21 protein-coding genes are annotated in these 19,572 nt (G+C 59.7%); 3 read left to right on the forward strand and 18 right to left on the reverse strand.

Going from position 1 to position 19,572, the window contains the following annotated elements; all coding sequences use genetic code 11:
- Window positions 1-123: 123 nt before the first annotated feature.
- From PspCFBP13508_RS24945 to PspCFBP13508_RS24955, 3 genes are all read left to right on the forward strand, one after another.
- Complete coding sequence (locus PspCFBP13508_RS24945) at window positions 124-477, forward strand: DUF6124 family protein (RefSeq protein WP_137216062.1); 354 nt, start codon at window positions 124-126, stop codon at window positions 475-477.
- Between the two features lie 290 nt (window positions 478-767).
- Window positions 768-2,951, forward strand: coding sequence for a hypothetical protein (locus PspCFBP13508_RS24950; RefSeq protein ID WP_137216017.1), 2,184 nt, complete (start codon window positions 768-770; stop codon window positions 2,949-2,951).
- A gap of 178 nt (window positions 2,952-3,129) precedes the next feature.
- Window positions 3,130-3,489 carry a DUF6124 family protein gene (locus PspCFBP13508_RS24955; RefSeq protein WP_137216019.1) on the forward strand — a complete coding sequence of 120 codons (360 nt, stop codon included), beginning with the start codon at window positions 3,130-3,132 and terminating at the stop codon, window positions 3,487-3,489.
- Window positions 3,490-3,628: 139 nt separating this feature from the next.
- Here PspCFBP13508_RS24955 and PspCFBP13508_RS24960 read toward each other — a convergent pair whose 3' ends face one another.
- From PspCFBP13508_RS24960 to fliF, 18 genes are all read right to left on the reverse strand, one after another.
- Window positions 3,629-4,294 carry a hypothetical protein gene (locus PspCFBP13508_RS24960; RefSeq protein ID WP_137216020.1) on the reverse strand — a complete coding sequence of 222 codons (666 nt, stop codon included), beginning with the start codon at window positions 4,292-4,294 and terminating at the stop codon, window positions 3,629-3,631.
- Window positions 4,295-4,408: 114 nt separating this feature from the next.
- Window positions 4,409-5,548, reverse strand: a complete 1,140-nt coding sequence (gene flhB / locus PspCFBP13508_RS24965; RefSeq protein WP_130912803.1) for a flagellar biosynthesis protein FlhB — start codon at window positions 5,546-5,548, stop codon at window positions 4,409-4,411.
- A 3-nt stretch (window positions 5,549-5,551) separates the two neighbouring features.
- On the reverse strand, window positions 5,552-6,337 hold the full coding sequence (gene fliR, locus PspCFBP13508_RS24970; RefSeq protein ID WP_039761194.1) for a flagellar biosynthetic protein FliR: 786 nt from the start codon (window positions 6,335-6,337) through the stop codon (window positions 5,552-5,554).
- A gap of 3 nt (window positions 6,338-6,340) precedes the next feature.
- Complete coding sequence (gene fliQ / locus PspCFBP13508_RS24975; RefSeq protein WP_016771067.1) at window positions 6,341-6,610, reverse strand: flagellar biosynthesis protein FliQ; 270 nt, start codon at window positions 6,608-6,610, stop codon at window positions 6,341-6,343.
- Complete coding sequence (gene fliP / locus PspCFBP13508_RS24980; protein ID WP_137216022.1) at window positions 6,607-7,365, reverse strand: flagellar type III secretion system pore protein FliP; 759 nt, start codon at window positions 7,363-7,365, stop codon at window positions 6,607-6,609. Before fliP ends, fliQ begins: the two co-directional genes overlap by 4 nt.
- On the reverse strand, window positions 7,365-7,817 hold the full coding sequence (gene fliO, locus PspCFBP13508_RS24985) for a flagellar biosynthetic protein FliO (protein WP_137216024.1): 453 nt from the start codon (window positions 7,815-7,817) through the stop codon (window positions 7,365-7,367). Before fliO ends, fliP begins: the two co-directional genes overlap by 1 nt.
- Window positions 7,818-8,279, reverse strand: coding sequence for a flagellar motor switch protein FliN (gene fliN / locus PspCFBP13508_RS24990; protein WP_162999812.1), 462 nt, complete (start codon window positions 8,277-8,279; stop codon window positions 7,818-7,820).
- A 52-nt stretch (window positions 8,280-8,331) separates the two neighbouring features.
- Entirely contained in the window at window positions 8,332-9,300 is a 969-nt protein-coding gene (fliM, locus tag PspCFBP13508_RS24995; protein ID WP_003222890.1) for a flagellar motor switch protein FliM, read from the reverse strand.
- A gap of 9 nt (window positions 9,301-9,309) precedes the next feature.
- Window positions 9,310-9,813, reverse strand: coding sequence for a flagellar basal body-associated protein FliL (fliL, locus tag PspCFBP13508_RS25000; RefSeq protein WP_016771071.1), 504 nt, complete (start codon window positions 9,811-9,813; stop codon window positions 9,310-9,312).
- Between the two features lie 313 nt (window positions 9,814-10,126).
- Window positions 10,127-11,494, reverse strand: a complete 1,368-nt coding sequence (locus PspCFBP13508_RS25005) for a flagellar hook-length control protein FliK (RefSeq protein WP_137216026.1) — start codon at window positions 11,492-11,494, stop codon at window positions 10,127-10,129.
- 105 nt (window positions 11,495-11,599) lie between these two features.
- A complete protein-coding gene (locus PspCFBP13508_RS25010; RefSeq protein ID WP_137216028.1) occupies window positions 11,600-11,947 on the reverse strand; it encodes an Hpt domain-containing protein in 348 nt (115 codons plus the stop codon).
- A gap of 30 nt (window positions 11,948-11,977) precedes the next feature.
- Entirely contained in the window at window positions 11,978-13,681 is a 1,704-nt protein-coding gene (locus PspCFBP13508_RS25015; RefSeq protein ID WP_137216029.1) for a fused response regulator/phosphatase, read from the reverse strand.
- 5 nt (window positions 13,682-13,686) lie between these two features.
- Window positions 13,687-13,992: an STAS domain-containing protein gene (locus tag PspCFBP13508_RS25020; RefSeq protein ID WP_137216031.1), complete on the reverse strand. Its 306-nt coding sequence runs from the start codon at window positions 13,990-13,992 to the stop codon at window positions 13,687-13,689.
- Window positions 13,993-14,153: 161 nt separating this feature from the next.
- Window positions 14,154-14,603 (reverse strand): flagellar export protein FliJ, encoded by a 450-nt coding sequence (fliJ, locus tag PspCFBP13508_RS25025; protein ID WP_137216033.1) that lies wholly within the window; start codon window positions 14,601-14,603, stop codon window positions 14,154-14,156.
- A gap of 6 nt (window positions 14,604-14,609) precedes the next feature.
- On the reverse strand, window positions 14,610-15,968 hold the full coding sequence (gene fliI / locus PspCFBP13508_RS25030) for a flagellar protein export ATPase FliI (protein ID WP_016771077.1): 1,359 nt from the start codon (window positions 15,966-15,968) through the stop codon (window positions 14,610-14,612).
- Window positions 15,958-16,764 (reverse strand): flagellar assembly protein FliH, encoded by an 807-nt coding sequence (fliH, locus tag PspCFBP13508_RS25035; protein WP_041479018.1) that lies wholly within the window; start codon window positions 16,762-16,764, stop codon window positions 15,958-15,960. Before fliH ends, fliI begins: the two co-directional genes overlap by 11 nt.
- A gap of 4 nt (window positions 16,765-16,768) precedes the next feature.
- Entirely contained in the window at window positions 16,769-17,788 is a 1,020-nt protein-coding gene (gene fliG, locus PspCFBP13508_RS25040; RefSeq protein WP_039761172.1) for a flagellar motor switch protein FliG, read from the reverse strand.
- On the reverse strand, window positions 17,781-19,568 hold the full coding sequence (gene fliF / locus PspCFBP13508_RS25045) for a flagellar basal-body MS-ring/collar protein FliF (protein WP_137216034.1): 1,788 nt from the start codon (window positions 19,566-19,568) through the stop codon (window positions 17,781-17,783). Before fliF ends, fliG begins: the two co-directional genes overlap by 8 nt.
- Window positions 19,569-19,572: the final 4 nt, after the last annotated feature.

The following is a 19,572-nucleotide window of genomic DNA, read 5'->3' on the forward strand; positions in this document are numbered from 1 at the left end:
ATTCGGACAGAAAAGGGGACGGATCTATTTAACCAGGGATTTAAACAGCGGGGCTTGATCGAGGTTTTTCTGCTGACCGGGCTGGCCATTTTCGCGAGCAAGCTCGCTCCCATAGGCAAACGCATTCCAAATGTAGGCAAGCTTGTTCGCAAAGGCGCCAGCCCCTACGAATCCCTCGACTCAAAAAAACTCCACCAAGCCGCCGACCGCGCCCTCGACCACTACCTCTGCCCACCCGGCTCCACCCCACCGCCCTTCAGCCCCCGCGCCATGTACGCCGTCACCGCCGACACCAAAAACGAAGACCTGCTGGCCAACGCCTGCGAAACCCTCGCCTCCGCGAAAACCATCGCCCAGGAATTCGCCGGGCTGGTGAAGCCATCGCAGCGCCGGACGCTGATGGGCATCGCGCAACTGATCATGCTGGGTGAGCTGGCGGTGAATCGGGTGCTGGATAATCTGGAATTGCCAAGATGATGCGGTTCGGCTGAGTAATTGGGGGGGAGAGTGCCGGCCTTTTCGCGAGCAAGCTCGCTGCCACATTTTGATCCTCTTGGATGCAAACCTTGCAACGGCTGAAGATCCTGTGGGGTGCAGCTTGCGCGAGCCAGGCCTCTCGGCGGCGCAGGAGCGTCCACCCCTTCAGCGATACCATTGGTCGGAAAACCGTCCTCACCTGTCAGATCTGACAGGTGACGGACGCCTCGTTCTGCGTTGTGATGAACCTTGCCTGCCATTGTTCGTCACCATTGTCCTTGGAGAACAGAATGAGCGTTCAAGTCAATTCACTCGAAGCCAACGCAGCCCTGGCCTTATATCCCGTGTACCCACCGCAATGGATAACACCGGTGCTGCCTGCAGGTACTGCTGATGGCGGCCTTCCTCTCTCGGCATTCACTCCTTCTGGCGTAGAACTTGTCATCGACCCCATAACCGGCTTGCAGAATTGGGTTATGGCGGTTTATGACGTCGTGACTATTTTTGTCAACGGAGTCAGCACCGGCATCAGCAAAACTATCTATCCCGGGGAGGAGCAGGAACGCATTCTTTTGCGCGTGCCGGCGATCTGGTTCACAAACGGTGTCAACGATGTCCGCTACAGAGTGACCCGAGTCGGCAGCAACGACGCAGACTCACCCACACTCAAGTTGCTCTACAACAACCCGGCGCCTACCGTCACCGTCAGCCATCCAGCCAGCGTCGCACCGGGGCAGACGGCAGTCATCACGATCACCGTCGGTTACCCACGGCCTCACGACACGGTCACGCTCACCATAGGCACCTGGAGCATCACATTTCCCAACCCCACAAGCCCGATCAACCACACCCTGACGGCTGCCGAATTGCAGTTGATTGGCGACGGTACCCATTCGGTCTTCGCCGCGGTGCGCGATCAATTGACCAACAACAGTGAGTCGGCGAAGACCCCGATCACTATCACTGCCAATCAGAAGGTGTACAACGCGCCGATAATCGCTGAGGCCGTGGACGGCATGCTGGATGTGGCCGCACTGAAGGGCCAGGACGCCACGCTGCGAGCACGAGACTGGACGGGAATCCAGGTCGGTCAGCAGGTGTGGTTGAAGTTCACCGGCCAGAAACCAGACGGCTCGGCGCACGTCCTGCAATTCTGGAATGGTGACACCCACAAGGTGAATGCGACCTGGGTCAGTCAGGGATTCTGGAATAAACCGCTGCTCATCGTTTTCCTGAGAGCATTGAAAGACGGATCGCTGTTGAAAGTGGAATTCTGGGTGTCGGAGGACAAAAGCAATGACTTCGCTAGCGCCACGCGGTTTCCGGATCAGGTGTATACCGTCACAGGCCTGCAACTTGATCTGCCAGCCCCGACGTTGACACCGCCCACGGTGCCGATTGACGTTTTGGCTAATCCGGATGGAGTGAAGCTTCAGATAACAGGCTTCGCAGCAGAGAAAGACGATAAAGCTCAAGTCATCCAGGTGAACGCGCAGGCCGGCGCGCCGCCGTTTCCCGTGGTGGATTTTGTTGGTGGGATTGCAGAGATTTTATTGAGCGCTGCGTTTCTGGCGGCTTGGCATGGCAAGGCGATTGAGTTTAGATGGGATTTGATTCGTAGCGGAGTTGTGGCCGGCGAATCACTAGCGGCCACGTTTGAAGTTATGAAAATCACGGATGGTGACACACGCTTGCCGACGCCCATTCTTGCAGGAAATAACAGTAGCTCTCTGAACATCACTCAAATTCAAATTGCTGATCAGACGACAGTGGCAGCTTGGCCACACACCCCCAAGGAGCGGCTATGGTTGCATTTCGAAGGGTTTGACAGAAGCGGCAAAAAAGTTGAGCTTTATGCCCCCCAAGCAGAACTTAACACCTTACCTCCCGGCTTTGCTCGAGCCGTACCGTTAATATTATTGAAATCACTGGGAAACAGAACAACTTTGCACATAACTTTCATTGTCAATTTCGCTGGTGAACCCACCCTTGTGAATGCCACGCGATTTCCGCCTAGGAGTTATTTGGTTCAGGCACCGGAACGTCTCAATGACTTCACAAACTTTGCCAATCTGCAGCGAAACGGATGGGAAAATGGGCCGGCAATCATTGATCAGAGAGACTGGAGCTATAGTACATTTCTCGGATATACCTCTTTGACGAACAGCACTTATACAAATAGCTCAGCAGGGGTAGTATTGCGCAAGGTCTACAGCAATCTTGTGATAGGTCAAACCTATGAATTCTCTCTTTTGGCGACTAATGGAACTTGGCAGCCGGCAGCACAATTAACATTCAGATCTAATTACGGGACAATTATCAGCACATTCACCCCACCGAATCTTAGCTGGACACGCTACTCTGGCAATTTCGAAGCGCAGTCAAGTCAAATGATCTTTGAGTTTGTGAACGCCATCGCTACAGGGGCTGGCAATGACTATTTCCTGACTAATCTGCGCCTGATGGAAGTCTAGGCGACAAAGTGCTCGCATTTATGAGCATCAAGCGATGAACCGGAGGCTGGATAACCTGAAATAAAGGGGATGCTTATATCTACCGGGTGCCTTTGACCGGTTCGCTAACCCGCGTACAGCCGCCACCCTTCCTGTTTAGCGACAGGTTGTAGCGGCTCCACTTCAAAGGAGCTTCAAAATGATCAAACCAACACCCAACCCACCCGAAACCGACCCCACCTCCCCCTACGAATCCCTCGATTCAAAAAAACTCCACCAAGCCGCCGACCGCGCCCTCGACCATTACCTCTGCCCACCCGGCTCAACCCCATCGCCCTTCAGCCCTCGCGCCATGTACGCCGTCACCGCCGACACCAAAAACGAAGACCTGCTGGCCAACGCCTGCGAAACCCTCGCCTCCGCCAAAACCATCGCCCAGGAATTCGCCGGACTAGTCAAACCATCCCAGCGCCGAACGCTGATGGGCATCGCGCAGCTGATCATGCTCGGGGAATTGGCGGTGAATCGGGTGCTGGATAATCTTGAGTTGCCGCGGTAGGTCGGCGCAATGATCGTTCCCACGCTCCGGCGTGGGAATGCCTCAACGGACGCTCTGCGTTCGGCTTTGGAAGCGAAGCGGAGCTTGCCGGGCTGCATTCCTTTGCTGCGCGTGAGAAAGATCATCAGTGGGCGAGCTACTAAGCAGTCAGTATCTGCTTGGCCGTGATTTCGCCGAAAGCCAGCTGATTGCGATCGACATACTTCACGCCTCGAAATACCGATTGGCCTTCAACCTCGACGAAATCCTCGTGCATGTACATGAGCACGACTTTGGTCATTGGCACTGTGATTTTCGGAATGGCCAAGTCAGCCTGCAACAGGTTCAGCGCCCAATGAAATTGCATTAAGGGTAAATCATTGATCGTGATCAGGCGGCTGTCGTGCAGTAATCGGAAGTCCCGGCTTGCAGTGATACGCAACTTTTGCCCGACGATCTGAAACGCAGGCTTGCTATAGCGCACCTCCAGATCAGCATTCGAGGCCCATTGATCCATGTAATAACGTGGCGATGTGAACAGCGCGAACAAGGCCATTTTGTGTCCGACATTGCCCGCGCTATCGAACAGATAGTTGTAGGAGTAGTGGTAAGCCAATCCGTCCAGTTCAGGCCTGATGGCATTGACCGGGTTGTTCAGATAATCGGGGATATAAACGTTGGCCATCTGCACGAAGTAAGTAAAGTCGAGATCGAGGTCAAAGCTCACCGTGTACCGTATGGATCGTTCTTTGGGGTTTTGCTCCAACTGTCCTGAAACGTAGTCCAGTGTCATTCCTTCGAGTTTTTTATAGATTCGCTCTGCCATGATCTCTATCTCTGCGCTCAGGGATTATTCCCAAGTGCATAGCAACGCGGTTGGATAGCGGCGTCTACTGTCAGAGTTGACAGGTTGAGAGACTTTCCAGACGAGCGGTAAACATCAGGAATCCCGACGCAAATCCGGCGGGATTGGCAGATCATCCTTCAGCGGATCCGGCCGCTTGCCCTTGCCCGCCTGGTGTTGGCGGATCTGGTAGACGTAAGCCAACACCTGCGCCACTGCCAGATACAGCCCGCCAGGAATTTCCTGCTCAAGCTCAGTTGAGTAATAGATCGAGCGCGCCAACGCAGGCGACTCGAGCAGCATGACGTTATTGGCCACGGCGATTTCGCGGATTTTCAAGGCGATGAAGTCGCTGCCCTTGGCCAGAAGCACCGGGGCGCCGCCCTTTTCCGAGTCGTACTTGAGCGCGACGGCGTAGTGGGTCGGGTTGGTGATGACCACGTCGGCTTCGGGGATCGCCGACATCATGCGGCGCTGGGACATTTCGCGCTGGGTCTGGCGGATGCGTTGCTTGACCTCGGGGCGGCCTTCCTGGTCCTTGTGTTCGTCGCGCACTTCCTGCTTGGTCATCAGCAGTTTCTTGTGCGCTTCCCAGAGCTGCACCGGCACGTCGACGGCGGCGATGATGATCAGGCCGCAGGCCAGCCACAGGGTGCTCCAGCCCACCAGCAACACGCTGTGGATGATTGCCATGTCCAGCGGCTCGTGGGCGATGCGCAAAAAGTCATCGACGTCGGCAGACAACACCACCAGGGCCACGCCCAGGGTAATCAGAAACTTCGCCAGTGCCTTGAGCAGTTCGACCACAGCCTTGAACGAGAACATGCGCTTGAGGCCGGCGGCCGGGTTCATTCGGCTGAACTTGGGTGCCAGGGAGCTTGCGGCGAACAGCCAGCCACCGAGGGAGATCGGCCCGATCACGGCGGCGAGCAACAGGGTGATCATCACTGGCTGAATCGCCAGCAAGGCAATCAGGCCCGACTCCAGCAAGAACCGGCCCATGGCGCCCTGGTCCATGACCACTTCGCGCGACAGGGTGAAGTTCAAGCGCATCACGTCCATCAGTTCTTGCGCGAGCATGCCGCCGAAAATCAGCAGCGCAGAGGCACCGGCCATCATCACGGCGAGGGTGTTGAGTTCTTTGGAGCGGGCAATCTCACCCTTTTCACGGGAATCCTTTTTGCGTTTCTCCGTGGGGTCTTCTGTTTTGTCCTGACCGCTCTCGCTCTCTGCCATGACTCAGCGCGCCCGTGCCAGTTCGCGTAGCAACTGCAGGGCCTCGCTGGCCAGCGGTTGATACTGGTTGAGAATGTCCGCCAGCCCCACCCAGACGATGAACAGGCCGAGCACCAGGGTCAGCGGAAAACCGATCGAGAAGATATTCAGTTGCGGCGCGGCGCGGGTCATCACGCCGAAAGCGATGTTGACCACCAGCAGTGCGGTGACGGCCGGCAATACCAGCAACAGCGCGGCGCCGAGCACCCAGCCGAGTTTGCCGGCCAGTTCCCAGTAATGCTCGACCATCAAACCGCCGCCGACCGGCAAAGTGGTGAAGCTTTCAGTGAGGACTTCGAACACTACCAGGTGGCCGTTCATCGACAGGAACAGCAACGTCACCAGCATGGTGAAGAACTGCCCGATCACCGCCACCGAAACGCCGTTGGTTGGGTCGATCATCGAGGCGAAGCCCATGCCCATCTGCACCGCGACAATCTGCCCGGCGACGGCAAACGCCTGGAAGAACAGTTGCAGGGAAAAGCCCAGTACGGCGCCGACCAGAATCTGCTCGCCGATCAGCAGCAGGCCGCTGAGATCCAGCGGGCTGACGGCGGGCATCGGCGGCAGCGCCGGGGTGATGACCACGGTGATCGCCACGGCGAAATACAGGCGCACGCGACGCGGGATCAGGGTGGTGCCGAATACCGGCATGACCATCAGCATCGACGCCACGCGAAACAGCGGCAACATGAACGACGCCACCCAGGTGCTGATCTGGGTGTCGGTCAGCTGAAGCAGCGATTGCATGGGTTAGCCGATGACCATCGGAATGTTTTTGTACAGCTGGATGATGTATTCCATGAACGTCTGCACGATCCACGGACCGCCGATGATCAGGGTCACCAACATCACCAGCAGACGCGGCAGGAAGCTCAGGGTCTGTTCGTTGATCTGCGTGGCGGCCTGGAACATCGACACCAGCAGGCCGACCAGCAGGCTCGGCACCACCAGGATGGCGACCATCATGGTGGTCAGCCACAGGGCTTCACGAAAGATATCGACCGCGACTTCCGGGGTCATGGCGAAACACCTCCAAAACTGCTGGCCAGAGTGCCGATGATCAGCGCCCAGCCATCGACCAGCACGAACAGCATGATCTTGAACGGCAGCGAGATGATCAGCGGCGAGAGCATCATCATACCCATGGCCATCAGCACGCTCGCGACAACGAGGTCGATGATCAGGAACGGGATGAAGATCATGAAGCCGATCTGGAACGCGGTTTTAAGCTCGGAGGTGACGAATGCCGGTACCAGAATGGTCAGCGGCGCCTGATCCGGGCTGGCGATGTCGGTGCGCTTGGACAGGCGCATGAACAGCTCCAGATCGCTGGTGCGGGTCTGCGCGAGCATGAAGTCCTTGATCGGCACCTGAGCCTTTTCCACCGTTTGCTGTGCGGTGAGGGTTTCCGCCAGATACGGTTGCAGCGCATCGTTGTTCACCCGGTCGAACACCGGCGCCATGATGAACAGCGTCAGGAACAGCGCCATGCCGGTGAGGATCTGGTTCGACGGCGTCTGTTGCAGGCCGAGGGCCTGACGCAGGATCGAGAAGACGATGATGATCCGCGTGAAACTGGTCATCAGAATGACCGCCGCTGGAATAAAGCTCAGCGCGGTCATGATCAGCAGGATCTGCAGACTGACCGAATATTCCTGCCCGCCATCGGCATTGGTGCCCAGCGTGATCGCCGGGATCGACAACGGATCGGCGGCGAACGCCAGCGGCGCGGCCAGCAACAGCAGCAGCGACAAGACGATGCGGAGCGCACCCATTACTTCGTATCCTTTTGGTCCTTGCCGAGAATTTTCAGCAGATGCTGAGCAAATTCCGGCGTCGCTTTTTCACTGGCGCTGGGGACTTCGACCGGTTCCTTGAGCACATGCAGCGCGGTGATGGTGCCGGGGCTGAGGCCGAGCAGAATCTGCTCGTTGCCCACCTGCACCAGCATCAAGCGGTCACGCGGGCCGAGCGCGCGTGAGCCGATCAACTCGATCACCTGGCCCTTGCCCGCCGGCCCCGCCTGTTGCACGCGGCGCAGCAGCCAGGCGAGGAAGAAGATCAAGCCCAGCACCAGCAGCAAACCGAACACCAGTTGCGTCAACTGACCGGCCACGCCGCTGTTGACCATTGGCGCGGTGGCGGCAGGCGTGGCAGTGGTTGCGCTCGGCTCGGAAGCCAGCACGCTCAACGGCCATGCCAGCAGAACCCAGAGAAACCTTTTCACTCAGCGCAGCTTCTTGATGCGTTCGCTTGGGCTGATCACGTCGGTCAGGCGGATGCCGAACTTCTCGTTGACCACTACTACTTCGCCGTGGGCGATCAAGGTGCCGTTGACCAGCACGTCGAGCGGCTCACCGGCCAGACGATCAAGCTCGATCACCGAACCCTGGTTGAGTTGCAGCAGGTTGCGGATGTTGATGTCGGTGCTGCCGACTTCCATGGAAATCGATACCGGAATGTCGAGGATCACGTCCAGGTTCGGCCCGTCGAGGGTCACCGGATCATTGTTCTTCGGCACGCTGCCGAACTCTTCCATCGGCAGACGGTTGGAGCTGGAAGTGCCGGCGTCGGCGGCCAGCAGTGCATCGATGTCAGCCTGGCCGGCATCACCGGTTTCTTCCAGGGCCGCAGCCCATTCATCGGCCAGTGCCTGGTCGTCCTGCGCGTTCATATCGTCGTTCATCATGTGTCCTCGGCGGGCAACAATTCGGTTAAATACGGGGGTGAAAAGCGCCGCCTCAGCGACGCTCGATCGGCTCGATTACCTGCAACGCGAGGTTGCCTTTGTGCGAGCCCATCTTGACCTTGAAGGCCGGCACGCCGTTGGCGCGCATGATCATGTCTTCCGGCATTTCGACCGGGATCACGTCACCCGGCTGCATGTGCAGGATGTCGCGCAGTTTCAACTGGCGGCGGGCCACGGTGGCACCGATCGGCACGTCGACATCGAGCACGTCCTGGCGCAGGGCGTTGACCCAGCGCTCGTCCTGATCGTCGAGGTCGGACTGGAAACCGGCGTCGAGCATTTCGCGCACCGGCTCGATCATCGAGTACGGCATGGTCACGTGCAGATCGCCGCCACCGCCATCGAGTTCGATGTGGAAGGTGGAAACCACAATCGCTTCGCTCGGGCCGACGATGTTGGCCATGGCCGGGTTCACTTCCGAGTTGATGTACTCGAAATTGACTTCCATGATCGCCTGCCAGGCTTCCTTCAGATCGACGAAAGCCTGCTCGAGCACCATGCGCACTACGCGCAGTTCGGTCGGGGTGAATTCACGCCCTTCGATCTTGGCGTGACGGCCGTCGCCGCCGAAGAAGTTGTCCACCAGTTTGAACACCAGTTTGGCGTCGAGGATGAACAGCGCGGTGCCGCGCAGCGGTTTGATCTTGACCAGGTTGAGGCTGGTCGGCACGTACAGCGAGTGCACGTATTCGCCGAACTTCATCACCTGCACGCCACCGACAGCCACGTCCGCCGAGCGGCGCAGCATGTTGAACATGCTGATGCGGGTGTAGCGGGCGAAACGCTCGTTGATCATTTCCAGCGTCGGCATGCGTCCACGAACGATGCGATCCTGGCTGGTCAGGTCGTAGCTTTTGACACTGCCGGGTTCGGCAGCATTATCGGTCTGTACCAGACCATCATCGACGCCATGCAAGAGCGCATCGATTTCATCCTGGGACAGCAGATCCTGCACGGCCATGTCGTGTTCCTACTGCAGTACGAAATTAGTGAAAAGCAACTGTTCGATGACCACTTTGCCCAGTTCTTTCTGCGCCACTTCCTGGACGCTGGCGGTGGCCTTCTGGCGCAACATCTCTTGCCCGACCGGGGTCGCCAGTGTGGCGAAATCCTGACCGGAGAAGAGCATCACCAGGTTGTTGCGGATAACCGGCATGTGCACTTTGAGCGCGTCCAGATCAGCCTGATTACGCGCCAGCATGGTGATGCTCACCTGCATGTAGCGCTGACGACCGTTCTGGTTGTAGTTGGCAACGAAGGCCGGCGCCATCGGCTCGAAAATCGCCGCCTGCTTACCGACCGGCGCTGCTTCAGCGGCCTCGGCAGGCTTGCTCTGCGCGCCGTGCATGAAGAACCAGGTCGCCCCGACGGATGCACCAATGGCCACCAGCAACGCCAGCACGATCACGATGATCAGCTTGAGTTTGCCTTTGGTTGCGGGGTCTTTTACTGCTGCAGCTTCGCTCTTCGCCATGCCAATAATCCGTCACTAATCGGGGGTTTCACAGTCGCACGGCAAGGCAAGAGCAAGTGTTATGCCAGAAGTGTCGGAGGTCGAGAACGACGCTAAAGTCAAAGGCACCCTCACCCCAGCCCTCTCCCGGAGGGAGAGGGGGCCGACCGAGATGTAATGGGGCTGGACATCGACCTGCACAACCGAGGTGATTGCAAGTTCAGGGCGGGACGGATTCAGCGATGCTCGTTCAGGTCGGCGTAGTTCTTCAAGATTCCCCAATCGGTCCCCTCTCCCTCTGGGAGAGGGCTAGGGTGAGGGGCTCTTGATTTGCTCAGGCGTAATAGTCGACCGCGCTGGTGCCGATGACGCTGGTGGTCTGCGCCGCCACTTCAGCGACAGTAGCCGGTGCCAATTCCTCATCCGCCGAATCCAGGCGGCCACCCGCAGCGCTGGTCCGGCCACTCTGGCCCTGCTGCGCCTGCTCCTGGCCTTGCTGACCCTGCCAGCCACGGTTCTGGTCGGCCACATTGACGTCGACCTGGCCCATGCCCTGCTGGTTGAACATGTCGCGCAGGCGGTGCATCTGGCTGTCGAGCGCTTCACGCACGCTCGGGTGCGCGCTCATGAAGGTAACCTGGGTCTGCTGATCGGGAACCATGTTCACGCGGATATCCAGGCGCCCCAGCTCCGCCGGCTGCAACTGAATGTCGGCGGCCTTCAGGTTGACGCTGGACAGGTACATGACGCGGTTGACCACTTCTTCGGTCCAGCCACTCTGATGCATGGCGATCGGCTGATTCACCGGCAGCGCATTGGCGGTTTTCGGCGTAGCGGCCTGGGTCAGTGCCGCCAGACGGTTGGCGAAGTCGTCGACACGGGTGTCGCTGGTGGCGGACTTCAGATCCTTCAGGCCATCGTCGATCAGCCCGCTGAAAGCTTTTTCGCCGCCCTGACTGGTGCTGTCCTTATCGGCCTGCACGTCGAGCATGCTGGCCATACCGGCGGCGAAGTTCTGCGCGGCGGTCAATTCGCCGTCAGCCTGAGCTTGAGCAGGCGTGGCTTTCGGCTGTGCTTGGCTGGACGCGGAAATATGCCCGCCCTGCTCCATCGCCATGCGCACGGCCGGCAGGGAATCGAGCGGGTCGGCTGTCGGATCAAATTCGCTGTCGGTGGCCGCCGGATCTTTGACCATCCCCGATACGACCGCCAATGCAGGCGTTTCGGTTTCCGGCTGGGCTGGCGTGGCGACTGCCGGGGCCTGCACCACAGGCGCTGGCACCAGTGGCTGGACGACTTGCGCCAAGGCCGGGTCAAGCGCCGGGTCTACAGGCGCGGCATCCGCCACAGGGGTTTGTACGGTTTCAGCGGTGTCATCGGCAGTCGCTGTCGCGTCGTCGCTCGCAGGCGCTTTGTCAGCAGGCAACGCTTTGCCGCTATCGGCAATTGCTGGCTCGGGCGCGGCAGACTGATCTTTGCCGATATCCTTTTTGCCGCTGCTGTCCGCGACCTTGTCGCGTGCCGGTTTGACTGAGTTATCGGCAGTCACGACAGGCTTGGCCGGCGCCTGATCGGCAAACACTTTAGCGAAGCTTGAGGCCTTGTCCCCGGCGTCTGCGGCCATTGCCGACGATTTGGCCGAGGCGGCTTGCGCCTTGGCCTGAGCGGCGGTCTGAAGAAGAATGTTGGGGGTCGCAGGCATGACACGGTCTCCGCTGCACTGGGATCGTAGGTACAGTTGAGCAAGATGACTGCAAGTGCCGGGCCAGTTTGGCCAGACACTTGCAAAAAGCGCCGGACGGCAGCTTCAGTGGGTGTGGAGGTAGCGCTTTTCGTTTTCGTACACCGGGCGTACGTCGGCGAATTCAGAACGGATATCGGCCACCAGTTGAGCAAGCGCTTCCGGACTTTTGTCCTTGGCATTCGACTCAAGATCCTGGCACAACTCGGCCAGTCGAACCGCGCCCATGTTGCTGGCGCTGCCCTTGAAGCTATGGGCTACATCGGAAAGCGCTTTGGCGCTGGTGCTGTCCTGCAACTCGTGCAGGCGACTTTCCGAGTCCTCCAGAAAAGTCTTGAGCAACTCCGGATAACCGTCTTCCATCACCTCGCGCAAGGTGTCGAGAACATCGCGATCTACATGTGTGTCTGTCACTTGCTCACTCCTTGATCAAGAATGGGCGGATTATGCCTCAATCTCCCAGAAAAACTCCACGCTGGCACTACGACCCTGATCCGACCAACTGGCATTGCGCCCCAGTTGCCGGACCAGACCGATGCCGCGTCCCGACAAGCGGACGTTATCCACGGGCCGTTCCATGACCCGCGCTACATCAAACCCATTGCCGCTGTCATCGATGCGGATGACCAGGCGCCCACCCTCGCCTTGCGGCTGGACCTGCAGATGCACTCGCACGAAACCGTCTTGCAGCGCCTCCAGCCGCGCCGCGCGCATTTCATAGTATCGGGCAAAACCAGTGGCATCACGCTTGAGACTGGAATCCAGACCGAGCACGCCATGCTCCAGCGCATTGGAATACAACTCGGCCAGTACGCTGTACAGCGCCCCGCTCTGCGCGCGCAGGCCATGCACCTCAAGCAGCAACTGCAACAGGAACGGCAACGGATTGAAGCGCCTGAGCGTAGCTCCGCGAAACTCGAAACTGGCCGACCAGTTCAGCGGGCACGACTGGCCGCTGTCGGAATACACCGGCGCCGCGCCGTGAGCCTGCACCGACTCAAGCAGACTGACCTCGACCATGCTCACATCGTCACGGGCCTGCCCACGAAAATCGCGCAGGGCCTGTTCGATATCCTCGAACAACCGATCCGGCTCGCGGTTCGCCGCAAACACCTGCTGCAAGCGCTCGACGCCGAACAACTGGTCATTGGCGTCGCAGGTATCGATCACCCCGTCCGACAGCAGAAACACCCGGTCATCAACGGCCATCGGATACACATCCGTGCGGTCATCGAAGGCTTGTGCGCTGAGAATCCCCAGGGGCAAATGCCTCGCCGGCAAGGGCACGCGCTCGCCACTGGCAATGCGGTGCAAGTACCCGTCGGGCATGCCGCCGTTCCACACCTCCACCGAACGGCTCTGGAAACTCAGACTGAGCAGCGTGGCGCAGCAGAACATGTCCACCGGCAGGATGCGCTTGAGCTTGGCGTTCATCTCGCGCAGGGTTTCGGCCAGGCCGTAGCCCTTGGCGGTCATCCCGTAAAACACCTCGGCCAACGGCATCGCCCCGACCGCCGCCGGCAAACCATGCCCGGTGAAATCGCCGAGCATGATGTGCATGTCACCGGCCGGCGTGTACGCCGCCAGCAACAAGTCACCGTTGAACAGCGCGTAAGGCGATTGCAGGTATCGGATGTTCGGCGCACTCAGGCAACCGGAATGCGCGACCTTGTCGAACACCGCTTTGGCCACTCGTTGTTCGTTGAGCAGATAGTCATGATGTTTTGCGATCAGATCGCGCTGCTGCAGGACAGTCGCCTGAAGGCGGCGCAAGCGATCCATCGCCTTGATTTTGGCGGCGAGTATCACTTGGTTGTACGGCTTCGCCAGAAAGTCGTCGCCGCCAGCCTCCAGACACCGAGCCAGCGCTTCACTCTCGGTCAACGAGGTGAGGAAGATGATCGGCACCAGCGCTTCACCCGCCAGCGCCTTGATCTGCCGCGCCGCTTCGAAGCCGTCTAACACCGGCATCAGCGCGTCCATCAACACCAGATCCGGTTGCTGCCGTGCAAAGGTTGCAACCGCTTCGGCACCGTTGGCCGCTGTCAGCACCTGATGACCCTGACGGCGGACGATGGTCGACAGCAGCAGCCGGTCGGCGGCGCTGTCTTCGGCGATAAGAATGGTCAGCGGCTCTTGCGCCTGCATGGGCGTCAACTGATATCGAAGAGTTTGTCGAAGTTGGAAATCGCGAGGATTTTCTTCACATCGGAACTGCTGTTGACGACGCGGATATCCGACTCGTCGCCGCCGGCGTGATCACGCAGCAGAAGCAGCATGCCCAGCGCGGAGCTGTCGAGATAAGTGGCCTTCTTCAGATCCACCACTATGGATTCAGGCTTCTCGTTGAGTCGCTCATAGGACTCGCGAAATTCCTGATGCCGACCGAAATCGAATCGACCCTCGATCGAAATCGTCAGTTTTTTCCCATCTTGAGAGACTTCTGTAACGACTGACATTGACTGGCTTCCTTGTCATTGACGAACCTGTACAAGGTTTAGCACCTGTCTGACCTTGGGGCAAGAAACAAGCAAAATCAAAAGATCGCAGCCTTCGGCAGCTTCTACATTTGAAATGCATTCCCCTGTAGGAGCTGCCGAAGGCTGCGATCTTTTGATCTTTAAAAAGCATCACGCCGTGGCAAGCGCTGCGACAGTTCATCCAGCAGCTTCTGCTCGCGCTTGTCTTCGAGGCGTTGCGCTTCATCACGATAGCGCTGCACCAGTTTGCGCAAACCCTCGACGCGGGCAAACGCCTGTTGCCATTCCTCACGCGCCTTGTCGAGCTTGTTCTGGTGCCAGACCAGACTCTGCCGTTGTTGATCGACAGCGGTGTCGAGTTGCGCCAGAAACCCCTGAAAACCCAGCAGCCACTGCCCGCTCACGCCGGTGCTGCCGCGCACGATCCACTGCTGCGAGTAATCCAGACGAAAGGCATTGAGGTCGGCCAGTTTGCTTTCGGCAACTTTGACCTGGCCCTGAAAGTAGGCGAGGCGCTGCACGGCGGCTTTCTCGGCCTTTTCGGCCATGTCCACCACCGGTGCCAGGCGCGCGGCGCGGCTGACGGCCATGGCCGGTTACCCGCCCGCCGCAGGGGCGAACAGGGTTTCCAGATAGGCCTGGCTTTCACCCAGATTGATTTTGTCGTTGAGGCCCTGGCGCTGATACCTGACCAGTTGCGGTTGCAGGGAAATCGCCAGATCGGTCTCGCGATCGCCGCCGGCCACGTAGGCGCCGACGCTGATCAGATCGCGACTCTGCTGATAGCGCGACCACAACTGCTTGAAGTACTGCGCACGCTGCATGTGATCCGGCGAAACCACCGCCGGCATGACCCGGCTGATCGAGGCTTCGATGTCGATCGCCGGATAGTGGCCTTCCTCGGCCAAGCGTCGTGACAGGACGATATGGCCGTCGAGCACACCCCGCGCCGAGTCGGCAATCGGGTCCTGCTGGTCATCGCCTTCGGACAGCACGGTGTAGAACGCCGTGATCGAGCCACCGCCCTTCTCCGCATTACCGGCGCGCTCCACCAGTTTCGGCAGTTTGGCGAACACCGATGGCGGATAGCCCTTGGTCGCTGGCGGTTCGCCGATGGCCAGAGCGATTTCCCGCTGTGCCTGGGCGAAACGGGTCAGCGAGTCCATCAGCAGCAGAACGTTCTTGCCCTTGTCGCGGAAATATTCGGCGATGCGCGTGCAATACATTGCCGCGCGCATACGCATCAGCGGTGCATCGTCCGCCGGCGATGCAACCACTACCGAACGCTTGAGGCCTTCTTCACCGAGGATGTGCTCGATGAATTCCTTAACTTCGCGACCACGCTCACCGATCAGACCAACGACGATGATGTCGGCCTCGGTGAAGCGGGTCATCATGCCCAACAGCACCGATTTACCGACACCCGTACCGGCAAACAGACCCAGACGCTGGCCACGGCCGACCGTCAGCAAACCGTTGATGCAACGGATGCCGACGTCGAGCGGTACGCTGATCGGGTCACGGTTGAGCGGGTTGATTGTCGGGCCATCCATCGGTACCCAGTCTTCGGCCTTCATGCCGCCCTTGCCGTCCAGCGCGCGGCCGGCGCCGTCAAGAACCCGACCGAGCATGCTCATGCCCATCGGCAAACGACCGGTATCGGCCAGGGGCACCACGCGGGCGCCCGGGGCGATGCCGGCGACGCTGCCGACCGGCATCAGAAAGACTTTGCTGCCGGAAAAACCCATGACTTCCGCTTCCACCTGGGACGGGTGGTAGCTGTCGTCATTGATCACCATGCAACGGGTGCCCATGGCGGCGCGCAAGCCTTCGGCTTCGAGGGTCAGGCCGACCATGCGCAGCAGCCGACCTTCAAGGATCGGCGCGCCGGCAATCTCGGTGGCCTCGGCGTAGGTGCTCAGGCGCTTGGCGAAGCTGGTGCGTTCAAGGCGCATCGCTGGCGTCCGCGCGCGGCTCGTCAGAGTCGACAGCCGCTGGGGTGTCTTCGGGAATGTCCAGACTCAAGTCAGGCGCCGCCGGATGCAAGGCCTGCTCGTGCAACTGATCGAACAGCTTGGCCATGACCTGGGTCACCCGCGATTCGACGCTGGCGTCGATGCGGCTGTGTTCGGTTTCAACCCGGCAACCGCCCGGCAACAGCGACTCGTCTTCAACGATGCGCCAGGTTTCTTCGTGGCGTTCGCGCAGGGCTTTGACCTGGGCGAAATCCTGCGGATTGACGTACAGGCGCACGTTTTCCACGCCCAGCGGCAGCAGCTTGAGGGCATCGCGCATGACGTGTTCGATCTGCGTCGAATCGATGGCCAGTTCGCGCTTGATCACCTGTTTGGTGATGTGTTGCACGAGATCGACCAGCGACTTTTCAATCTGAGTGTCTTGCTCGGCGATCGGTTCGAACAGGTTGGCCATCAACAGCTCAAGGCTGGCGATTTTCGCCGCCAGCGCTGTTTCGGCTTCCTGACGCACTTTTAGCGTGGTGCTGTGAAAACCTTCTTTTTCGCCGATGGCGAAGCCCTCGTTGTAAGCCTCCTGACGGATGCTTTCGAGTTCTTCCAGGGTCAGTGGCTGGACTTCTTCCAGCGGCACTTCTTCCATTTCCGGCGGTTCGGGCTCCGGCTCAGGCTCGGGTTCCGGTTTCGGCGGGTCGAAGCTGGGCAGCGCCCAGGATTCGAAACCACGAACATCGCGGGCGCGGATCAGATCCGTCACAGACTCGTCAGGCTTATCCATGGGCTTAGATCATTTCCTCGCCGCCCTTGCCACCGAGCACGATCTCGCCGGCTTCGGCCATACGACGGGCAATAGTGAGGATTTCCTTCTGCGCGGTTTCGACGTCGCTGACGCGCACCGGACCTTTGGCCTCGAGGTCGTCGCGCAACAGTTCGGCGGCACGCTTGGACATGTTCTTGAAGATCTTTTCCTTGACGCCTTCGTCCGAACCCTTGAGGGCCAGCACCAGCACATCGGAAGACACTTCGCGCAACAGTGCCTGGATGCCACGGTCGTCGACGTCGGCAAGGTTGTTGAACACGAACATGAGGTCTTCGATCTGACCGGACAGGTCTTCGTCGACTTCGCGGATCGAGTCCATGAGCTGGCCTTCGATCGAGCTGTCGAGGAAGTTCATGATGTCGGCCGCACGCTTGATGCCACCCAGGGTGGTGCGCGAGGCGTTCGAGTTGCCGGAGAACTGCTTCTCGAGAATCTGGTTGAGTTCTTTCAGGGCGGCCGGTTGCACGGTGTTCAACGACGAAACGCGCAGGATGATGTCCAGACGCACTTTATGGTCGAAGTTGCCGAGCACTTCACCGGCCTGATCCGGATCGAGGTACGCGACCACGATCGCCTGGATCTGCGGGTGTTCGTAACGGATGACGTCGGCGACGGCGCGCGGCTCCATCCATTTCAGGCTGTCGAGACCGCTGGTGTTGCCACCGAGCAGGATGCGGTCGATCAGGCCGTTGGCCTTGTCTTCGCCCAGGGCCTGGGTGAGCATCTTGCGCACGTAGTCGTCGGAACCGACGCCGAGGCTGGTCTGATCGCCGACGATGTCGACGAACTCGCTCATCACCTGCTCGACCTGTTCGCGATGGACGTTGCCCATCTGCGCCATGGCCACGCCGACGCGCTGAACCTCTTTGGGCCCCATGTGGCGCAGCACTTGCGCAGCATCGGTCGAACCGAGGGACAGCAGCAGAATCGCGGCTTTGTCGACCTTGGTCAATTTGACGGCGGCGGCTCGGTTATCACTCATCTGCGTTAATCCACTCTTTTACGACCTGAGCCACGCGACCCGGGTCTTCAGCTACCAGACTCTTGATTGCATTCAGCTGCGCGTCATAACCCTCGCTTGGGCTCGGCAACAGAATGCTCTGCGGACCACCGAGGCTCACGCGGTCGTTGGCCAGTTCGCCGTCCAGGCCGCCCATGCCACCGAGTTCCACGTCGCTGCCCAGACCGGCCAGCTCCTTGCCTTTGCCACCGCCGGTGATGTTGTTGAGCACCGGACGCAGCACACCAAACACCAGTACGAGGATGAACAGCACACCCAGCACTTGTTTGACGATGTCCCAGAACCATGGCTGGGAGTAGAACGAAATATCGGCAATCACTTCGCCGCGCTCGGCGGAGAACGGCATGTTGATCACGCTGACGCTGTCGCCACGGCTGGCGTCGAAACCGACCGCGTCCTGCACCAGACGGGTGAAGCGTGCCAATTCGTCGGCGCTCCACGGCGCACGGCTGGTTTCACCGTTGGCCGGGTTGACCTTGACCTGATCGTCGACCACCACCGACACCGACAGGCGATTGAGACGGCCCTGCTGCTGCTTGGTGTGACTGATCGAACGGTCGAGCTCGAAGTTCTTGGTCGATTGTTGACGCTTGTCCGCCGGGTACGGCGCGAGCATCGGCTGGCCGGTGGCCGGATCCATGATCTGCTGACCGTTGGCGTCAACCAGTGGCTGACCCGGCTGGATCATCCCGGCCGCTGCGGCGGTGCCACCGGTGGTCTGCGGTGCCGAGGCAGGCGCCGGCGGCTGGTTGCTCAGGGCACCCGGCACACCTTGCGGGCCATTGCTGGCGGTACGTTGTTCGTTGACCGACTGCTCGCTGCGCAACGCCGGTTGGTCCGGGTTGAACTGCTCGGCAGTCGATTCGACGGCACTGAAATCGACGTCGGCCGAAACTTCAGCCTTGTAGCGATCGTTGCCCAGTACCGGTTGCAGAATGTTGTGCACGCGCTGGGTGAGCATGCTTTCCATGCGGCGGCTGTAATCGAACTGCTTGCCGGCCATGGTCATTTCGGAGTTCTCCGCCTGATCGGAGAGCAGGTTGCCCTTCTGATCGACGACGGTGATCTGCGATTTGCTCAACTCGGGCACGGAAGTCGCCACCAGGTTGATGATCGCCACCACCTGACCCGGCTCCAGCGAACGCCCGCTGTACAGCTCGACCAGTACCGAAGCGCTCGGCTTGCGCTCGTCACGAACGAACACCGAACTCTTCGGAATCGCCAGGTGCACGCGGGCACCCTTGACGTTGTTCAGGCTGGAGATGGTCCGCGCCAGTTCGCCTTCGAGGCCGCGACGATAACGGGTCGCTTCCATGAATTGGCTGGTGCCCAGACCCTGTTCCTTGTCGAGGATTTCGAAACCGATGTTGCCGTCGCTGGGAGTGACACCAGCGGCAGCGAGTTTCATCCGCGCACGGGACAGGTCGTCGGCCTTGACCAGCAAGGCGCCGGAATTGGGTTCTACGTTGTAAGGGATGTCAGCGGCGGCCAGGGTTTCCATGACCTGCTTGGCGTCCATGCCGGCAAGGCTGCCGTACAGCGGACGGTAATCCGGCTGCTGCGACCACAGCACCACGGCAAAGCCAATCGCCACGCTCGCAGCCAGACCGACCAACAGGCCGACCTGACGCAGCACGGTCATCTGGGAAAGGTTTTCCAGAAAGGACAGGCCGAACAGCGGCGGTTTGCCGTCGATCGGGGTGGCCTTGGCCGGAACGTTATCAGCGACTGCTTCTGCCATGACT

The sequence above is a fragment of the Pseudomonas sp. CFBP13508 genome (assembly GCF_005233515.1).
Classification (GTDB): Bacteria; Pseudomonadota; Gammaproteobacteria; order Pseudomonadales; family Pseudomonadaceae; genus Aquipseudomonas; species Aquipseudomonas mercuritolerans.

Coding starts and splice junctions, on each gene's coding strand:
- PspCFBP13508_RS24950 (WP_137216017.1), top strand. CDS start 768: ATGAGCGTTCAAGTCAATTCACTCGAAGCCAACGCAGCCCTGGCCTTA.
- PspCFBP13508_RS24955 (WP_137216019.1), top strand. CDS start 3,130: ATGATCAAACCAACACCCAACCCACCCGAAACCGACCCCACCTCCCCC.
- PspCFBP13508_RS24960 (WP_137216020.1), bottom strand. CDS start 4,294: ATGGCAGAGCGAATCTATAAAAAACTCGAAGGAATGACACTGGACTAC.
- flhB (WP_130912803.1), bottom strand. CDS start 5,548: ATGGCAGAGAGCGAGAGCGGTCAGGACAAAACAGAAGACCCCACGGAG.
- fliR (WP_039761194.1), bottom strand. CDS start 6,337: ATGCAATCGCTGCTTCAGCTGACCGACACCCAGATCAGCACCTGGGTG.
- fliQ (WP_016771067.1), bottom strand. CDS start 6,610: ATGACCCCGGAAGTCGCGGTCGATATCTTTCGTGAAGCCCTGTGGCTG.
- fliP (WP_137216022.1), bottom strand. CDS start 7,365: ATGGGTGCGCTCCGCATCGTCTTGTCGCTGCTGCTGTTGCTGGCCGCG.
- fliN (WP_162999812.1), bottom strand. CDS start 8,279: ATGATGAACGACGATATGAACGCGCAGGACGACCAGGCACTGGCCGAT.
- fliM (WP_003222890.1), bottom strand. CDS start 9,300: ATGGCCGTGCAGGATCTGCTGTCCCAGGATGAAATCGATGCGCTCTTG.
- fliL (WP_016771071.1), bottom strand. CDS start 9,813: ATGGCGAAGAGCGAAGCTGCAGCAGTAAAAGACCCCGCAACCAAAGGC.
- PspCFBP13508_RS25005 (WP_137216026.1), bottom strand. CDS start 11,494: ATGCCTGCGACCCCCAACATTCTTCTTCAGACCGCCGCTCAGGCCAAG.
- PspCFBP13508_RS25015 (WP_137216029.1), bottom strand. CDS start 13,681: ATGCAGGCGCAAGAGCCGCTGACCATTCTTATCGCCGAAGACAGCGCC.
- PspCFBP13508_RS25020 (WP_137216031.1), bottom strand. CDS start 13,992: ATGTCAGTCGTTACAGAAGTCTCTCAAGATGGGAAAAAACTGACGATT.
- fliJ (WP_137216033.1), bottom strand. CDS start 14,603: ATGGCCGTCAGCCGCGCCGCGCGCCTGGCACCGGTGGTGGACATGGCC.
- fliI (WP_016771077.1), bottom strand. CDS start 15,968: ATGCGCCTTGAACGCACCAGCTTCGCCAAGCGCCTGAGCACCTACGCC.
- fliH (WP_041479018.1), bottom strand. CDS start 16,764: ATGGATAAGCCTGACGAGTCTGTGACGGATCTGATCCGCGCCCGCGAT.
- fliG (WP_039761172.1), bottom strand. CDS start 17,788: ATGAGTGATAACCGAGCCGCCGCCGTCAAATTGACCAAGGTCGACAAA.
- fliF (WP_137216034.1), bottom strand. CDS start 19,568: ATGGCAGAAGCAGTCGCTGATAACGTTCCGGCCAAGGCCACCCCGATC.